The sequence below is a fragment of the Streptococcus sp. V869 genome (genome assembly GCF_054353515.1).
Genome location: NZ_JBTHHW010000002.1, coordinates 182,671 through 201,373, shown reverse-complemented (window position 1 = coordinate 201,373; position 18,703 = coordinate 182,671). Strand labels below are relative to the sequence as shown.

At 40.8% G+C, this 18,703-nt stretch carries 15 protein-coding genes; 3 read left to right on the top strand and 12 right to left on the bottom strand.

Going from position 1 to position 18,703, the window contains the following annotated elements; translation table 11 throughout:
- Positions 1–9: 9 nt before the first annotated feature.
- From rseP to ACXYSN_RS06405, 3 genes are all read left to right on the top strand, one after another.
- On the top strand, positions 10–1,266 hold the full coding sequence (gene rseP / locus ACXYSN_RS06415) for an RIP metalloprotease RseP (protein WP_303943336.1): 1,257 nt from the start codon (positions 10–12) through the stop codon (positions 1,264–1,266).
- A gap of 16 nt (positions 1,267–1,282) precedes the next feature.
- Complete coding sequence (locus ACXYSN_RS06410; RefSeq protein ID WP_458636528.1) at positions 1,283–3,136, top strand: proline--tRNA ligase; 1,854 nt, start codon at positions 1,283–1,285, stop codon at positions 3,134–3,136.
- Positions 3,137–3,246: 110 nt separating this feature from the next.
- A complete protein-coding gene (locus tag ACXYSN_RS06405) occupies positions 3,247–4,626 on the top strand; it encodes a glycoside hydrolase family 1 protein (protein WP_458636527.1) in 1,380 nt (459 codons plus the stop codon).
- A 57-nt stretch (positions 4,627–4,683) separates the two neighbouring features.
- On the opposite strand, the gene ACXYSN_RS06400 is transcribed toward ACXYSN_RS06405, so the two are convergent.
- The 12 genes from ACXYSN_RS06400 to ACXYSN_RS06345 all read right to left on the bottom strand — a co-directional run bounded on the left by ACXYSN_RS06400 (position 4,684) and on the right by ACXYSN_RS06345 (position 18,556).
- On the bottom strand, positions 4,684–5,358 hold the full coding sequence (locus ACXYSN_RS06400) for a rhomboid family intramembrane serine protease (protein ID WP_458636526.1): 675 nt from the start codon (positions 5,356–5,358) through the stop codon (positions 4,684–4,686).
- On the bottom strand, positions 5,342–5,881 hold the full coding sequence (locus ACXYSN_RS06395; RefSeq protein WP_458636525.1) for a 5-formyltetrahydrofolate cyclo-ligase: 540 nt from the start codon (positions 5,879–5,881) through the stop codon (positions 5,342–5,344). The genes ACXYSN_RS06400 and ACXYSN_RS06395 overlap by 17 nt, the downstream gene beginning before the upstream one ends.
- A gap of 3 nt (positions 5,882–5,884) precedes the next feature.
- Positions 5,885–7,015, bottom strand: coding sequence for an N-acetyldiaminopimelate deacetylase (locus tag ACXYSN_RS06390; protein ID WP_458636524.1), 1,131 nt, complete (start codon positions 7,013–7,015; stop codon positions 5,885–5,887).
- Positions 7,016–7,076: 61 nt separating this feature from the next.
- Complete coding sequence (dapD, locus tag ACXYSN_RS06385; protein ID WP_235083502.1) at positions 7,077–7,775, bottom strand: 2,3,4,5-tetrahydropyridine-2,6-dicarboxylate N-acetyltransferase; 699 nt, start codon at positions 7,773–7,775, stop codon at positions 7,077–7,079.
- A gap of 63 nt (positions 7,776–7,838) precedes the next feature.
- Positions 7,839–8,771, bottom strand: coding sequence for a DMT family transporter (locus tag ACXYSN_RS06380; protein WP_458636523.1), 933 nt, complete (start codon positions 8,769–8,771; stop codon positions 7,839–7,841).
- A gap of 42 nt (positions 8,772–8,813) precedes the next feature.
- Complete coding sequence (gene pbp1b, locus ACXYSN_RS06375) at positions 8,814–11,348, bottom strand: penicillin-binding protein PBP1B (protein WP_458636522.1); 2,535 nt, start codon at positions 11,346–11,348, stop codon at positions 8,814–8,816.
- A 124-nt stretch (positions 11,349–11,472) separates the two neighbouring features.
- The gene (gene galU, locus ACXYSN_RS06370; protein ID WP_303943314.1) at positions 11,473–12,372 is read right to left on the bottom strand and encodes a UTP--glucose-1-phosphate uridylyltransferase GalU; all 900 of its coding nucleotides are present in this window, start codon (positions 12,370–12,372) and stop codon (positions 11,473–11,475) included.
- A gap of 21 nt (positions 12,373–12,393) precedes the next feature.
- On the bottom strand, positions 12,394–13,410 hold the full coding sequence (locus tag ACXYSN_RS06365; protein ID WP_441348773.1) for an NAD(P)H-dependent glycerol-3-phosphate dehydrogenase: 1,017 nt from the start codon (positions 13,408–13,410) through the stop codon (positions 12,394–12,396).
- 145 nt (positions 13,411–13,555) lie between these two features.
- Positions 13,556–15,214, bottom strand: coding sequence for an ABC transporter permease (locus ACXYSN_RS06360; RefSeq protein ID WP_004250610.1), 1,659 nt, complete (start codon positions 15,212–15,214; stop codon positions 13,556–13,558).
- On the bottom strand, positions 15,204–16,295 hold the full coding sequence (locus ACXYSN_RS06355; RefSeq protein ID WP_004250611.1) for an ABC transporter ATP-binding protein: 1,092 nt from the start codon (positions 16,293–16,295) through the stop codon (positions 15,204–15,206). The genes ACXYSN_RS06360 and ACXYSN_RS06355 overlap by 11 nt, the downstream gene beginning before the upstream one ends.
- A gap of 12 nt (positions 16,296–16,307) precedes the next feature.
- Positions 16,308–17,354: an ABC transporter substrate-binding protein gene (locus ACXYSN_RS06350; protein ID WP_004250612.1), complete on the bottom strand. Its 1,047-nt coding sequence runs from the start codon at positions 17,352–17,354 to the stop codon at positions 16,308–16,310.
- Between the two features lie 161 nt (positions 17,355–17,515).
- Positions 17,516–18,556 carry an ABC transporter substrate-binding protein gene (locus ACXYSN_RS06345; RefSeq protein ID WP_458636521.1) on the bottom strand — a complete coding sequence of 347 codons (1,041 nt, stop codon included), beginning with the start codon at positions 18,554–18,556 and terminating at the stop codon, positions 17,516–17,518.
- Between the last annotated feature and the right edge of the window lie 147 nt (positions 18,557–18,703).

Below are 18,703 nucleotides of genomic sequence, written 5' to 3'. Positions count from 1 at the left end.
AGAAATTAAATGATAGGATTATTAACCTTTATCCTTGTTTTTGGAATTATAGTGGTGGTTCACGAGTTCGGACATTTTTACTTTGCCAAGAAGTCTGGCATTCTGGTTCGTGAATTTGCCATTGGAATGGGACCAAAAATCTTTTCCCATATCGGGAAAGACGGGACAGCTTACACGATTCGTCTCCTACCGTTGGGTGGTTATGTCCGCATGGCAGGTTGGGGCGAGGATACCACAGAGATTAAGACAGGAACTCCTGTTAGTTTGACTTTGGCCGAGGATGGCAAGGTTAAGCGTATCAATCTTTCTGGTAAGAAGGTCGACCAAACAGCCCTTCCGATGCAGGTAACCCAATATGACTTTGAGGATAAACTCTTTATCACAGGTTTGGTCTTAGAAGAGGAAAAAACGTTCTCCGTAGACCATGATGCAACTATTGTGGAATCTGATGGAACGGAAGTTCGTATCGCTCCGCTAGACGTTCAATATCAAAATGCAACTGTCTGGGGCAAATTGATTACCAACTTTGCAGGCCCCATGAATAACTTTATCCTAGGAGTTGTCGTCTTCTGGATTTTGATTTTCATGCAAGGTGGTGTTCGTGATACACAAAGTAATAACTTTAGTATCATCCCTGATAGCGCGATTGCAAAGGTCGGTATTGAAAATACGGCCCAAATCACTAAAGTCGGTTCACACGAAATCAGTAACTGGCAAGATTTGATTCAGGCAGTGGAAGCAGAGACCAAGGATAAAACAGCACCTGTTTTAGATGTGACAGTCTCTGAAAATGGAACTGAAAAACAAGTCAGTGTGACACCTGAGGAAAGCCAAGGGCGTTATATTTTGGGTGTTCAACCGAGACTAAAATCAGATATCTGGTCTATGTTTGTAGGTGGATTCACATCTGCAGCTGACTCAGCCTTGCGCATTCTCAATGCCTTGAAAAACTTGATTTTCCAACCTGACCTGAATAAACTGGGTGGTCCTGTTGCCATCTTTAAGGCAAGTAGCGATGCTGCTAAGAATGGACTTGAAAACGTCCTATTCTTCTTGGCTATGATTTCTATCAATATCGGGATTTTCAACTTGATTCCTATCCCGGCACTTGATGGTGGGAAAATCGTGCTCAACATCATCGAAGCTATTCGCCGCAAACCACTGAAACAAGAAATTGAAACCTATGTTACTCTAGTCGGAGTTGTGATTATGGTTGTCTTGATGATTGCCGTTACATGGAACGACATCATGCGAACCTTCTTTTAAGAATTAGAGGAAAAATATGAAACAAAGTAAAATGCTAATCCCAACGCTTCGCGAAATGCCAAGCGATGCTCAAGTTATCAGCCACGCACTTATGTTGCGTGCTGGTTATGTTCGTCAAGTATCAGCAGGAGTCTATTCTTACCTGCCACTTGCTAACCGTGTTATCGAAAAAGCTAAGAAGATCATGCGTCAGGAATTTGACAAGATTGGTGCGGTTGAGATGTTGGCTCCAGCCCTTCTCAGTGCAGATCTTTGGCGTGAGTCTGGCCGTTATGATACCTACGGTGAAGACTTGTACAAATTGAAAAACCGTGAAGGATCTGACTTCATCCTAGGTCCAACTCACGAAGAAACCTTCACAGCGATTGTTCGTGATTCTGTCAAGTCTTACAAGCAATTGCCACTGAACTTATACCAAATCCAACCTAAATACCGTGATGAAAAACGTCCACGTAATGGACTTCTTCGTACGCGTGAATTCATCATGAAAGACGGTTATAGCTTCCACGCTAACTATGATAGCTTGGATGTAACTTATGATGAGTACAAGGCAGCCTATGAGCGTATCTTCACTCGTAGTGGCTTGGACTTCAAAGCCATCATCGGTGACGGTGGAGCTATGGGTGGTAAGGATAGCCAAGAATTTATGGCCATCACACCTGCTCGTACAGACCTTGACCGTTGGGTTGTTTTAGACAAGTCTGTCTCATCATTTGATGAAATCCCAGCAGAAGTGCAAGAAGAAATCAAGGCAGAATTGCTCAAATGGATGGTTTCTGGTGAAGATACCATTGCCTATTCAAGTGAATCAAGCTATGCAGCTAACTTGGAAATGGCAACGAACGAGTACAAACCAAGCAATCGTGTTGTGACTGAAGATCAAGTGGCTCGCGTAGAAACACCAGGTGTCAAATCGATTGATGAAGTGGCTGCTTTCTTGAATGTCTCTGAAGAACAAACAATCAAGACCTTGGTTTATATTGCAGATGAGGAGCCAGTTGTGGCTCTACTCGTTGGCAATGACCAACTCAACGAAGTTAAATTGAAAAACTATCTTGGAGCAGACTTCTTAGAACCTGCAACTGAGGCAGAAGTGAAAGAATTGTTGGGAGCGGACTTTGGTTCTCTTGGCCCAGTAAATCTTCCAGAAAATGTTAAGATTATCGCTGACCGCAAGGTACAAGATAGCCGTAATGCGGTTGCTGGTGCCAACGAAGATGGCTACCACTTGACTGGTGTAAACCCAGGTCGTGACTTTACTGCCGAGTATGTGGATATCCGTGAAGTTCGTGAAGGTGAAATTTCTCCTGACGGACAAGGTGTTCTCAACTTTGCGCGTGGTATTGAAATTGGTCACATCTTTAAACTGGGTACTCGTTACTCAGCAAGTATGGGAGCAGATGTCTTGGACGAAAATGGCCGCGCTGTGCCAATCATCATGGGATGCTACGGTATCGGTGTCAGCCGTCTCCTTTCAGCAGTTATGGAGCAACATGCTCGCCTCTTTGTTAACAAAACTCCAAAGGGTGAATACCGTTACGCTTGGGGAATCAACTTCCCTAAAGAATTGGCGCCATTTGATGTGCACTTGATTCCAGTTAATGTCAAGGACGAAGCAAGTCTTGAATTGACTAATCGTATCGAAGAAGCCTTGGTCAACAAAGGCTATGAAGTCTTGACAGATGACCGTAACGAACGTGTCGGTGTTAAATTCAGCGATAGCGACTTGATTGGTCTTCCAATCCGTATCACTGTTGGTAAGAAAGCAGCGGACGGTATCGTAGAAGTCAAGATTAAGGCGACAGGAGATACAATCGAAGTTCATGCAGATAACTTGCTTGAAACTCTTGAAATCTTAACCAACAAATAAAATCTATAATCAGAAGAAAAACAAGACAAAAATGTAACTAGTTTTTGCCTTGTTTTTTCTTTATAATGGGATAAAATAAACATAAAAAGAGTAAATAAAGAGGTAGAGCTATGCTAAAATTTCCAAAGGATTTTGTCTGGGGTTCCTCAACTTCTGGACCACAGACAGAAGGACGAGTGCCTGGTGACGGCAAGGGAGATAATCTCTGGGATTATTGGTACCAAGTAGAGCCAAATCGTTACTACAATAGCATTGGACCTGATAAGACATCGACCTTCTATGAAAACTGGGAAAAAGATATCGAACTTTTGTTAGAAACAGGACATACAGCTTTTCGAACCTCTATCCAGTGGTCTCGTATTTTCCCACAAGGGCGTGGAGAAGTCAATCCTCAAGGGGTGGCTTTCTACCGTCAGGTATTTGAAGCCATCAAGGCTAAGGGAATTCGTCTTTTAGTCAATCTCTATCACTTTGACTTGCCTTTCGCCCTTCAAGAAGATGGGGATGGTTGGGAAAATAAAGCAACTATTAAGGCTTATGAAGACTATGCTCGTTTCTGTTTTGAGACCTACGGTGACCTTGTGGACCAATGGATTACCTTCAATGAGCCTATCGTTCCTGTAGAGTTTGGTTATTTTTATGATGCCCATTATCCTCACAAGGTAGATGCCAAAGCAGCGGTTAAGGTTGCCTATCATACACAATTGGCGAGCACTCTTGCAGTTAAGGCTTGTCATAAAGTCTTACCAGGCTCTAAGATTGGGATTGTCCTCAACTTGACACCAGCCTATCCACGTAGCCAACATCCTGCTGACGTGAAAGCTGCTCGTATTGCAGATCTCTTCCAGGCACAATCTTTCCTAGATCCGTCTGTTTTAGGAACATATCCAGAAGAGTTAGTGGAAATTTTGTCTGAGCATGACTTGTTGCCAGAATACACAGCCGAAGAGTTGGAACTCATTCGTGAGAACACCGTTGACTTCCTAGGAGTCAACTATTATCAGCCTTTGCGTGTTATGGCGCCACGTTTTGCTAAGCACCCTGATAGTCCACTCTTACCAGAACATTTCTATGAACCTTACGTGATGCCAGGTCGTAAGATTAATCCGCACCGCGGTTGGGAAATCTATGAGCAAGGAATTTATGACATTGCCCAAAACATCAAGGGAAACTATGGGAATATTGAGTGGATGTTAACTGAAAACGGTATGGGTGTTGAAGGTGAAGATAAATTCCGTGAAAATGGCATGATTCAGGATGATTACCGTATTGACTTTGTCAAAGGTCACCTTCGTGAGCTTCATCGTGCTATCGAAGACGGTGCTAACTGTAAAGGATATTTGATTTGGACCTTTATCGATTGCTGGTCATGGCTCAACAGCTACAAAAATCGCTATGGTTTGGTCGAGCTAGACTTAGAAACACAAGAACGCCGCCTGAAAAAATCCGGCCACTGGTTCAAAGAGCTCAGTGACAATAATGGATTTTAAGCTACTTTTCAAATAGATTCAAAAAAACCATTGGAACTTCTCAATGGTTTTCTTGTTTTATAATAGTCCGATAAAAAGTAGTAGAGTTGATAAAGCAATAAAGGCTAGGGTTGCTAGACCACGTTGGCCTGGGCTGTATATCTTTCGTTCGCCTCGAACTGGGAAGACAATCGCAAGAAGGGCACCACCCACGGCACCACCCACATGTCCAGCAAGGCTGATGCCAGGCATTAAAACGCTACCTACTAGGTTGATGACTAAGAGGGAAAGGTAGGATTGACCGAGCTGTTGAAGGTAGGGATTGCGTGAAGCATAACGAAGAACGACAATAGAAGCGAACATCCCGTAGAGGGCAGTTGAAGCACCCGCGGTAATAGCATTCGGGCTAAAAACGAGGACAAAGAGATTCCCCATCATACCTGATAGAAGGTAGATAAAGAAAAACTGTTTGGAGCCAAAGATCTGCTCCATCTGACGTCCCAAAAAGTAGAGGGACAGCATATTAACAAAAAAGTGTTGCAAGCCAATGTGGACAAAGGTGGCCGAGAATAAGCGCCAGATTTGTTCAGGCATAGCCTTGATAGCAGGAGGATAAATAGCTCCGAACTGGTACAAGGTAGCTGCACTTGTGTAATTGAACCCGCTAGTTAGAAACATGATGATAAAAACTAGGGTTGTCACGAGGAGAAAGAGGCTCGTGGTGGGATAACGACGATCAAAAATCTCTTTCATAGATGAGTACCTCCTCAACTGGAATATCGTAGTGATCCGGTTGGAAATCCTGAATCTGGCATGGATAAAGCGTACTAATGGTATGGCCCGAGAAATGCTCCAAGTAGCGGTCGTAATAGCCACCACCATAGCCAATTCGGTAGCCAGTTGTATTAAAGGCTAGGCCGGGAACATGGATCAAATCAATCTGGGAATGTTCAAGTATAGTGAACTCTCCTTGGGGTTCAAGGAGTCCAAAAGAATTTCTTTCGAGTTTCTCTGGTTCATATAGAACAAAGTCCATTTTCCCATGAGGATAAGTTTTTGGAATGAGAATAGTCTTTCCATCTTTTTGAGCCTGTTCGATGAATGTAAGAGTCTGAAATTCATGGGGAAAAGATAGATAAGTAGCGATTGTTTGTGCTTCCTTGTAAAAAGGATGTTGAAGGAGTTGCTCAGTCAACCAAGCGTCCATGACTTCCTTTTCTTCTTTGGATATAGATTTGAGTTCTTGCAAGACCTGCTTGCGTATGGCTTTTTTCATAGTCTACTCCGCAGCTTTCTTGGCTAAAAAGCTTGATACAGCCTCAACTCCAATTGCCAGAGCTTCTTCCTTAGGACTCATCTTTGGATGGTGAAGAGCATAGGGACTGTCAATGCCCAGCCAGAACATGACACCAGGAACCTTAGAGAGAAGATAACCAAAGTCTTCTCCTGTCATGGCAGGTTCGATATCGATTAATTCAATTCCCTCTTTTTCATCAAAGAAAGTCATCAATTCCTGGGCTAATTTAGGGTTGTTTTCGACAGGTAGGTAACCTCCCTGCTTGAGTTCAACTTCCACATCCATATCAAAAGCAGCTGCGACACCTTCAGCGATGGCTTTGACACGTTTTTGTACCAATAGACTCATATTGTGTGTAAGAGCTCGAATGGTTCCATGCAGGAAGGCTGTATCAGCAATGACATTATTGGTTGTCCCAGCTTGAAAAACACCGAAAGTGACGACAGCACCCTCGATAGGATCGACATTACGGCTGACGACTGACTGAACTTGGGTCACAAAATAGCTAGTTGCAACCAGAGCATCGTTTGCCTCATGTGGAAAGGCAGCGTGTCCCCCTTTACCATTAAAGCGAATCTTGACTTCGCAAGTTCCTGCAAAGAGTGTATGGGTATTGGTCGCAATTTGTCCAACTTTTAAGTCGGGGCGAACATGGAGTCCGTAGAATTGATCAGGTAACCAGTCGCCAAAAGCTCCATCTTCATACATGAGCATACCGCCGGCCTCATTTTCTTCCGCAGGTTGAAAGAGAAAGAGGAGATTGTTTTTAGGTTGCTTTTCTAGAGCACGTTCGAGACTTCCAAGTGCAATGGTCATGTGAAAGTCGTGCCCACAAGCATGCATGCGGTCTGGGTGTTGAGAGGCAAAAGGAAGGCCTGTTTGTTCAACGATTGGGAGTCCATCAATATCTGTCCGCCAACCAATGGTACGTTCTGGCTGACTTCCTTGTAAGTATACTAAAATACCGGTTCGCCAAGTACGAATCTGAACAAAATCCTTGTCAGCTGTTAATTTCTTAATGACATTGAGTAAATAAGCGTGAGTCTTGAATTCTTCTAAACCAATCTCAGGAATTTGGTGAAGATCGCGTCGAGTTTGAATCAAATCTAACATATCTATTTTCCTTTTACTAATACGATAAAGAGGCTGGAAAAGTTTCCGCCTCTGTTACTATTTACAAGGTGCGAAGCGCATCTTCTAGCGCTGTTTTTTGTTGGGTTTTGCTATCGATTTCTTTGATAACACGAGCTGGAACGCCTGCTACCACAACATTTTCTGGAACATCTTGAGTAACGATGGCACCTGCTGCAACCACAGAACCACTACCAATCTGAACACCTTCGATAACTACAGCGTTAGCACCGATGAGAACATTGTCACCGACACGGACAGGCTCAGCACTAGCTGGCTCGATGACACCTGCAAGAACAGCACCTGCACCTACGTGACTATTTTTACCGACAATAGCACGTCCACCTAAAATAGCTCCCATATCAATCATAGTGCCAGCACCGATTTCTGCACCGATATTGATAACAGCTCCCATCATGATAACAGCATTGTCACCAATCTCAACTTGGTCACGGATGATAGCGCCTGGCTCGATACGAGCATTGATATCACGTTTATCAAGGAGAGGTACAGCTGAATTGCGGGCGTCTTGTTCAACAACATAGTCCTTGTTTTCTGTAAGTCCTTCAAGAAGTGGAGCGATATCTTTCCAGTCTCCAAAAAGAACATTCCCAAGCTTGATAACAGAAGCAGGGATGGCTCCATCAAGTTGCCCTTCAAAGGTCACTTTTACACTTGTCTTTTTCTCAGCATTTGCGATAAATTGGATAATTTCTTGTGCATTCATTTTTGTAGCAGTCATAGGTGTCTCCTCACTTTTTGTAATGCTTACTATTCTACCAAAAAAGGCTTCAATTTTGAAGCCTTAAGTGTTAAAAGAGGATTCTTTCAGTTTATCTTTTGATTCTTCAATGGATAAGAAAATCATCGGAATAATAATCAAGATCATAGCTAGTAGCAGGTACCCATCTAAGACCAGACCTAGAAACAGAACGCTTAGAATAGCAGATGATAAAGGTTCGCTAGCACTGACGACTGATACCACCAATGGGGAAACGAGCGAGACAGCCTTCATCGATAGGAAAAAGGCAAAAGCAGTTCCCAAAAAGGCAATGGTCAAACAAATCAAGATGCTCACCCAATCAAGCTGAAAACTAATTTTATAAACAGGATAGAGAAAATTACTAAAGAGTCCAGCCAGCATCATTCCCCAACCAACAGTTGGCACAAAACCGTATTTTCGAGCAAACGGTTGGGGCAAGATGACATTAAACATAACCCCCAGAGCACTGAGAAGGCCTGTCAGCAATGCGAGGGGAGTAATGGATAGCTTAGACAAATCGCCTTTGGTAGCCATCAAAAAGACTCCAAGCATAGCTGTCAGAACATAAAAGATTGCTTTTTTAGAAGCTTTTTTCTTGTAGATAAGACGGTTGTAGATGAGAATGAAAACAGGGCTGATAAATTGTAGGATAGTTGCCGTTGTTGCATTAGAGTATTCTACACAGAGATAGAAGAAATACTGAACGGAGAAAATTCCTAAGATAGCATAAGCCAGAAAAGGTAGGTAGTTGTGACGATTTCTCCAAAGGTCGAATAAGTGTGAACGAAACTTAAAGCCGGACAAGATGAGTACGAAACCACCTGCAAGGCTTAGTCGCATAGAAGTAATCCAACCAGAGGAGACTGGATAATGTGTAAAGAAGAATTCTCCTAAAATACCACAAATACCCCATATTAATCCGGAAAGGAGGGAATATATGGTTCCCTTGAAAATATTTTTTTGATAGTGATTCATATAAAAGTCGAGTTAGGTGACATACTCTTGATAATAAGTATGTTAGCGTTGGGACCTATTCGAAGAAGAGCTGTTATTATTTTTATCTTTATCTTTATCCTTATCCTTATCCTTATCCTTATCTTTATCCTTATCCTTATCTTTATCCTTGTCTTTATCCTTGTCTTTATCTTTATCTTTATCTTTGTTGTCTTGTTTTATTAAATTTCCAACAATCGTATTCCAAGCTTTTTGGTAATCAGAGTCACTTCCACCAATAGCAAATCGGTAGGTAGTAGTCGGAGCACCAGCTTGGTTAGCCCAGTAACTTGTTACCATTTCTCCAGTAAGGTCAATCTCTTTGCCGTTGATAGTGACCTTACCAGGCTTCTGTCCAGTAGACTTAAGGACTTGAGAAGATGTTACACTTGAATCAAGGCTGAAACGCTCAGTTCCCCAAGCAGAAGGAGAAGCTTGTTGAATAGCGTTTACGAGGTGGGCCATATACTTAGCATTACGATAATATGCGCCTTTGGCTAACGGACTGTTATCATCATGACCAATCCAACCACCAAGAGTCAATCGAGGCGTTGAAAGCATGAGCCACATATCACCTTCCTCGTTAGTTGTACCAGTTTTTCCAATCCAATCAGCACCTGCTAGACTGGAATTGATACCATAAAGATCGCTTTGGAAACTTGTAGTTATCCGGGATGAAAGTACATCTCTTAGTAGACTTTGCATAATGGTTGCAGTAGCTTTTGAGTAAACTTGAACAGGTTCGTCTTTATGTTCATAGATAACTTCTCCACTACTTTTTTCGATTTTCGAAATCATGTATTTTTTATGGTAAACACCATTGTTGGCCAAGGTTTGGTATCCGTTTGTATGTTGAGCTACAGTAACTTCAATTCCTCCTCCCATAGGAAGACTTTCAATACCGTATTCTGGGATTTCATACCCCATTTTTTCCATATAGGAGCGGACATCAACTCCTTTTTCACGAAGCATACGATAAGTCCAGTAGGCCGGGATATTCCAGGAATAATTGAGAGCTTCCTTTAGGTTTATCATAGCTGTTCCCGGACTGTTGACGTGCATGATCGGAGTTCCGTTGGCAAAGTTCGTTGGATAGTTTGATAGGATGCTAGCACTTCCCATCAAGCCTTGGTCAATAGCAATACCATAGGCTAAGATGGGTTTGGTAGTCGAAGCCGGAGATCGTTTTGTGTCAAAGGCGTGATTATTTTGATTGCTTTGGTAATCTCGTCCTCCTACAAATCCTTTGATGGCTCCTGTTTTATTATCCATTAAGACATTTCCGACTTCAGGTTGACCACTACTATCATTTAGAAGGTAGCTATAGTTTGCCACTGCATTTTGCATTGCATTATGGATCGTTTTATCGATTGTAGTAGTGATACGGTAACCACCATTTTGAATTTCTTTTTCAGCCAATTCACGATAAGATTTCTGAATAGATTCATTCTTAAGCTCTTGTTCGGAAACGTTATCTTTTTTGACCAGATAATCATACATGACTTTAGTCGCTTCATCAAGTGCAGTGAAGTAAAGATAACCCTTAGCTGTTAGGTTTACACTTTCTGCTGGCAAGAAGTCTTGCTTAATGTCATATGCTATATAGGTTTCGTAGTCTTCCTGACTGAGCACTCCAGTTCTATACATATTGTAGAGAACATCTTTGGAACGCTTGATTCCGAGTTCCATATCCTCTTCACTCTTCATCTCACCAGTCGCTTCATAAGGGGAGTAAGAGATAGGACTTTGTGGTAATCCTGCTATAAAGGCTGCCTGAGGGATTGTTAGCTGATTTGCATCAACCCCAAAAATACCTTTGGCTGCTTGTTGAGCCCCCGCAATATTTTGACCTTTATTGTTACGGCCAAATGGAGCGACGTTGAGATAAGTTGTCAAGATTTCATCCTTGCTCATTGCTCGCTCTAAAGCCAAGGCATCCACAATTTCACTAGCTTTACGAGCGAGTGTAGGGGCATCACCAACAACTTGTTGTTTGATGAGCTGTTGTGTCAGAGTAGATCCACCGCTCGAAGAACCAAGACCGATAAAGTTTCCTAGACTAGCACGAATAACAGCTTTAGGAACGACACCATTGTGTTCTGCAAAATGTTCATCCTCTGTTGCAACGATAGCCTGCTTGAGATTATCTGAAATAGCGTCCGACGCAACAGATGTTCGCAGAAGATCGCTCTCAATAGCACCGATCATGGATCCGTCAGCATAGTAAATCTCAGAGATGGATGAAATATCATTCACCTGTTTGATCAGATCCTCCGTCTGAGGAACGGTTACTTTGTCAAATAGAGAAACCGCATAACCGAAAACAACCCCAGTGCCCAAAAGTCCACCAAGAAAGGCGATGATAAAAAGGGTATTAAAGGTTGCCTTGATTCCCAATAAGATATTAGCAAAGATTGTCCAGATATTGGTCTTAGTTTGTTTTTTCTTCTTAGAGTCTTTACGACTAATTTTGCCTAAATCTATATTTTTTAGTTTTGTTTTTAGAGACTGAAGGAAAGCCAGTCCTTTTTCTTTAAGTTCTAACAATTTATTCTTCATTTCTTTCCTCACTTCTTATTATTATACCATAAAAGCATCTATTGCAAGAAATTAGGCTTAGACAAGATTTGGAGGTGTTTAGGCAGCAAAAAAACCAGGAACATTTTGAACCTGGTTTTATCAATTATTTTTCTCCTGAAAGTTCTTTTCCAAGATCGATCAAGTAGTCTTTCAAGTGATCTTTGACTTGAGGATGTTTCAGGGCGTATTCGATAGATGTCTTCATAAATCCAAATTTGTCTCCGACATCGTAACGAGAGCCTTTAAACTCACGAGCAAATACACGTTGAGTTTTGTTAAGTGTATCGATAGCGTCTGTTAGTTGGATTTCATTTCCGGCACCTGGTTTTTGCTTTTCAAGAATACCGAAAATTTCAGGTGTGAGTAGGTAACGACCGATGATCGCTAAATCACTTGGTGCATCTTCAGGAGCTGGTTTTTCAACGAAGGTTTCAACGCTGTAAAGTCCATCTTTTCCTTCACCTTGAGGAGCGATGACACCGTATGAAGAAACTTCATCGTGTGGTACAGGCATCACAGCGATAGTAGAAGCATGAGTCTTCTCATAATCATTCATGAGTTGCTTGGTCAATGGAACAGCTTTGTCATCAGTGATATCCATGAGGTCATCCCCAAGCATGACCACAAAAGGTTCGTTCCCGACGAAAGCTTTGGCTTGTAAAACGGCATCTCCGAGACCACGTGGGTGGGTTTGACGAATGAAGTGAAGACGCATACCAGTTGTTTCATCAACTAATTTCAAAAGATCAGTTTTTCCTTTTTCCTTAAGGTTGAATTCCAACTCAAAGTTTGAGTCAAAATGATCTTCGATGGAGCGTTTTGACTTCCCTGTTACAACAAGAATATCCTCAATTCCAGACTTGAGAGCTTCTTCAACGATAAACTGGATGGTTGGTTTATCCACGATTGGCAACATTTCTTTGGCCAAGGCTTTGGTTGCGGGTAGGAAACGAGTTCCAAGTCCTGCAGCAGGGATAACGGCTTTTCTCACTTTTTGCTTCATGAGCTTCCTTTCTAACGGTGATTATGACCACTCGTTTTCCGATTTGAACTCATTGCTCATAAGTTCAGCAACGGCATCCTTAATATTAACATTTTCATAAATAACTTGATAAATAGCTTGGGTGATAGGCATGTAAACGTCAAGTTCTTGTGCCAACTCGTAAGCAGCTTTGGTTGTTGAAATTCCTTCGATGACCATTCCCATATTGGCTTCGATATCTGCCAAGGCTTCGCCACGCCCAAGAGCATCACCTGCTCGCCAGTTACGTGAGTGGACAGAAGTTCCTGTAACAATCAAATCACCGACACCTGAAAGTCCGCTATAAGTCAGTGGATTTGCTCCAAGTTTTACTCCTAGACGTGTAATTTCTGCAAGACCGCGCGTGATAATAGCAGCTTTAGCATTGTCTCCAAATCCAAGTCCATGGAGAGCCCCTGCCCCAACAGCGATGATATTTTTTAGAGCTCCAGCTGTTTCAACTCCAATAACATCCGTATTTGTATATAGACGGAAGTAGTTGTTGCTAAAGAGTGATTGAACATACTGTGCTGTTTGCAGATTTTTTGAAGCTGCTGTAATCAAGGTAATGTCACGGACAATGGTTTCCTCAGCATGGCTAGGTCCAGAGACGACGACAATATCACTTCTTAATTCAGCAGGAATTTCTTCTTCCAAAACAGTAGAGAGACGTTTGTGGCTATCTGGTTCAAGCCCTTTGGAGGCATGCATAACAACCACTTTATGATCAAGAACTGCAGCGACTTGCTGAGCTACCAATCTGGTTACCTTGGTTGGTACCACAAACAAGATAGCATCAACACCCTTCAAGGTTTCTGCCAAATCATGATAGGCAACAATTTTTTCGTCTAATACAGCTTCTTTAAAATAACGTTTGTTAGTATGTTGTGTATTGATTTCATCAATTTGATCAGGAATATTTCCCCAGATACGTACTTGGTGTCCGTTGTCATTGAGGACTTGTGACAAGGCAGTACCCCAAGAACCAGGCCCTAAAACAGCGATGGTTTGTTTGTTCATTTTTCCCTCCTTCTGAGAAAGCACTTTCCTATATTCTACCATAAAAAGCACTAACTTGCATTAATATTATTTATTAAGAATTAACTTATAGAGAGTATAAATAAAAAACAGCCAATAAGAAATCTGACTGTTTTTAGGAGAAAAACTAGAGTGTAATACTATTGTTTTTAGAAATTTTCATAAATAGTAACAATGAAGTAACTGTCAAGACAGTGAGGATAGTTGACAAAGCAGCTGCCACGCCATAATTTCCACGAAGTACTTCAGTGTAGATTGCTACGGTCATTGTTCTAGTTTTAACATTGTATAAGAGAATCGAAGTAGAAAGTTCTGAAATCATTGTTACCCATGATAGGATTGCTCCTGAAATGATACCTGAAAGCATCATTGGGGTTGTGATTTTAGTAAAGGTATTGAGACGGCTACTTCCCAAGCTTTCGGCAGCTTCTTCGATACTAGGAGCAATTTGTTGCAAACTAGCAACTGAAGAGCGAATAGTATAAGGAAGTCTTCTTACAGATAAGGACATAATTAGGATAAAGGCTGTTCCGGTAATCATAAGGAAGCCACTTCCGAAAATACCTGTATTAAATGAAGAGATAAAGGCAATACCGAGAACGGTTCCTGGCACGATATAAGGTACCATACTAAGACTATCGATTAGATTCGTAAATAGGTTGCGCTTACGAACTGCAAGGTATGAGATGAAGGTCGCAAAGACAACAACAAGAACCAAGGCAAGTAGAGGAATTCGAATGGTATTGAAAATAGCAGACCCCATACGGTTAAAGGCTGTCTTATAACTATTTAATGAGTATCCTTTAACAAATACCATACCGGATGTCTTAAGGAATGATGTATAAATCAAGTAAACTTGAGGTAATACAGAGAATAAGATAATGCCATAAACAGTCACATAAATAGCAGCCATCTTTCCTTTTGTCGTTTTCTTAGGTTCGATTGGATGAAGCGAGTTCATACTGAAGCTATAACGATTTGAAATGTACTTTTGGATGAGGAAGATAGCCAGTGCAATTGTAATAGCCATGATTGCTAAGGCAGATGCGAATGCTGAGTTGCCTCCAACTTCACTAATGAACTGTGTGTAGATTAACACTGGGAAGGTACGGTATCCCTCTCCAATCAACATTGGAGTACCAAAGTCAGAGAAAGCTCTCATAAATACCAGTAGGGCTGCTGCTAATAAAGTTGGGACCAAAAGAGGTAAAATGACTTTTACAATACGTTTAAAGCCAAAAGATCCCATGCTTTCCGCAGCTTCCAAGAGGGAATTGTCAATACTCTTCATAGTTCCAGCTACATAAAGGAAGACGAGAGGGAAAAGTTGGAGTGTAAAGACAAGTACAATACCTTTAAAGCCGTAGATATCAAAGCCTGGCAAATGTAGTGTGTTGGTTAGAAATTTTGTGATAACTCCGTTTCTACCAAGAAGTAGAATCCAAGAATAGGCACCTACAAAGGGAGCTGACATGGATGCGATGATAATCAAAATTTGTAAAAATTTCTTTCCCTTGAAGTCATACATTGAAAAAAGATAAGCTAGCAAGGTACCAACAACGACAGAAGTGATTGTGGCAGTTACAGAAACCTTAAAACTATTAATGAGTGTCTCAGAATAATAAGATTTGCTAAAGAATGTTACAAAATTTTCTAAAGAGAAACTACCTTCATGTATCAACGCTTGTTTTAATACAGTCACGATTGGGTAGACTAAGAAAACTAAGTATGTAAGAAAAATGAAGAAGGAAGATGCAGTCCAGATATTAAGTTTTTTACGCTCCATGGCTGACTCCTTTTATGAGATTCCGAGAACCATCTTCAGAGAAGACATTGAGTTTCTGAGTATTGATACGTAAACGAACATGATTTCCTTTTTCTAAATCTTCTTCGAATGTAGATTCTTCACTCACTTGAAGTTTTGGAGCAAATCCTGTTTCAATGAAGTATTCAGTATTCAAGCCAAGGTAAACGCTGTCGGTAATTGTTCCATCGATTGTGCCATTTTCATCACGGATAAATTCTTCAGGACGAATGCTGACACGAATATTTTGTTCTTCAACTTGGTCAAGATCTGGCATACGAAGAGAGTAGCCGTCTTCGAATACGATGTAAGCTCCATCAGCTTGCTTTTCTAAACGAGCAGGGATTATGTTTGTTCTACCGATAAAGGTTGCGACAAATTCGTTCTCGGGCTTGTGGTATAGCTCTTTTGGACGACCAATTTGTTGAATAACACCATCTTTCATAACCGCGATTTGGTCAGAAATGGCCATAGCTTCTTCTTGGTCGTGAGTTACATAGACAGTTGTAATGCCAACTTCGTGTTGGATTTCGCGAATGGCTTGACGCATATCTAGACGAAGTTTGGCATCTAGGTTACTGAGGGGCTCATCCATGAGGAGAACGCTTGGATTAACAGCTAAGGCGCGTGCTAGAGCAACACGTTGTTGCTGACCACCACTAAGTTTATCTGGTTTACGATCAGCGTACTGGGCAATCTGCATCAACTCAAGGTATTTATTTGTTTGTTTGATGAGTTCCTCTTTCGGAACTTTCTTTTGCTTGAGTCCGAATGCTACGTTATCACGCACTGTCAAATGTGGGAAAATCGCATAGTTTTGGAAAACCATCCCAATATTTCGTTTGCTAGGTTCCATGTTATTAATTTTGGTATCATCGAAGTAAAATTCTCCTCCTTCGATACTGTTGAATCCAGCAATCATACGAAGCAAAGTTGTTTTCCCGCATCCTGAAGGCCCAAGGAGAGTGAAAAGGCTCCCCTTAGGAATTGTAACATTTAAATTTTCGATAACGGGTACATCATTGTAAATTTTCTTAGCATTAATAATTTTAATCTCGCTCATGGTCAACCCCTATTATTGTTTAGATTGGATATCTGTAAAGATTTCGTTGTATTTCTTAACAATGTCTGATTTGTTTTTGATGACATAGTCATAGTCTTCAGTTAGTGTTTTAATTTGTTCGATTGGTTTCATATTTTCGCTAGTTTTAGCATTTTTACGAACTGGACGATTAGTAGTTGTTGTACCAAGGGTGTCTTGGACTTCTTGTGAAATGATGAAATCGATAAATTTCTTAGCGTTTTCTTTATTTTTTGCGTTTTTGATAATAGCAGCACTTGCTGGTAAGAAAACAGTTCCTTCTTTTGGATAAACAACTTTAATGTTAGCACCGTCATTTAGAAGTTTAACTGCAGGATCTTCATATGAAAGACCAACAGCCATTTCTCCATCTGCCACTGCCTTATAAACACCAGATGAACTTGAACCGATTTTACCATCAATTAAAGTAAAGAGATCTTTGACATAAGTCCAAGCCTTTTCATCTGTATAGCCACCCTCAGCTTGTAGCATGTTTGTTAGTTGAGCAAAGGCACTAGAAGAGTTAGCAGGGTCAGCTGTTGCAATTTTTCCTTTGAGCTCTGGTTTGATAAGATCGCTATATCCTTCGATATTCATACCCTTAGTTAAGTCAGGATTTACAATCAATACACTACCATCCAATGTATAAGGAGTTGAGTAACCAGTTGTATTTTGATATTCTTTGATGACATTTTCATTTTCAGGAGAAACATAGTTTTCAAAAAGCTCCCCATGAGTAGCATATTGAGTATAAGAACCACCAAAGATGACATCTGCAACAGGTGCTTCTTTTTCAGATTCCAATTTTTTAAAGAGTTCACCAGTTCCTGCTTGAATGAGTTCAACTTTAATGCCATATTTTTCTTCAAAGGCAGGGATTGTTGCACCAATTAGTCCTTCTGAGTTTGGCGAATAGACTACAAGAGTATCGCTACCTCCGTTTTCAGTAGCTTTATCTCCTGAAGCGTCATCAGAAGAACAGGCAGTCAGCCCCAAAATAGCAAGTCCACAAGCAGCAAAATACATCCATTTCTTTTTCATGATGGATACCTCCAAAGTTTTGATAATACTATTGTAAAAAAATGTAAGCGTTTTTAAAACTCAGAATTCTATCCTAATAGGGTAAAATTCTCTACAAAAACGGAAGTAATCTTTTTGATTTTATAGCAGGGTTTGGCAGTTAATAACTGGTAAGTCAAATTTTATTTTTTAGATTGGATATCTGTAAAAATGTCATTGTACTTTTTAAGAATAGCGGATTTGTTTTTAATGACATAATCGGAATCTTCAGTGGCAATATTGATTTCTGTCATAGCCTTCATATTTTTATTGGTTCTAGCATTTTTACGAATGGGTCTGATGGTTGTTTCAGTTCCTAGCTTATCTTGGATTTCTTGAGAAAGGAGGAAATCGATAAATTTCTTAGCGTTTTCCATATGTTTGGCGTTTTTGACGATAGCCGCGTTACCAGGTAAAAAGACGGTTCCTTCTTTTGGATAAATGACTTTTACATCAGCCCCATCATTTAAGAGTTTTAAGGCAGGATCTTCATAGGTGAGTCCTACAGCCATTTCTCCATCGACGACAGCTTTGTAAACATTCGAAGAGCTAGATGCAATTTTTCCATCTACTAGGGTAAATAGATTTTTCACATAGGTCCAAGCTTGTTCATTTTCGTATCCACCTTGGTCTACAAGCATGTTTGTTAGTTGTGCAAAGGCGCTAGAAGCATTACTTGGATCAGCAGTAGCGATTTTTCCTTTTAATTTAGGATTGAGTAGATCATTGTAGCCTTCAATTTTAATACCTTTTGTAAGAGATGAATTGGCAATGATGACACTGACATCAAGTGTATAAGGAGTGTAGAATCCAGTTTCATTGTGATATTCAGGGATTATCTGGTCGTTCTCTTGAGAAATATAAGGTTCAAAAAGATTTTCGTTAGAAGAGAAGAGGGCGTAGGAGCCTCCGAAAATGACATCCGCTACAGGAGCTTCTTTTTCTGACTCAGCTTTTTTAAACAATTCACCAGTGCTGGCTTGTACTAAGTCAACCTTAATACCATATTTTTCTTCGAAGGCTGGGATTATTTCTTCGATAAGGTCTTCAGGGTTAGGCGAGTAGACAACCAAAGTGTTATCTGAATCTTTTTCAGCGCTAGTTTCCGCTTCTGTTGTTGAAGAACATCCTGATAAAGTAAGAAATATCCATCCACAAGAGAGAAAGAATAGTATTTTTTTCATAAGTATTTCCTTTTTTACGAACGTTTTTACTCTACGACTTGCTTAATGTTTATAATTTGCAGAGTTCTACAGGATATAATAAAAACCTTAAAGAAATCTAAAACGGGGAATAGGAAATGGGTATCTCGCGCAAGGATGGGGAAACTG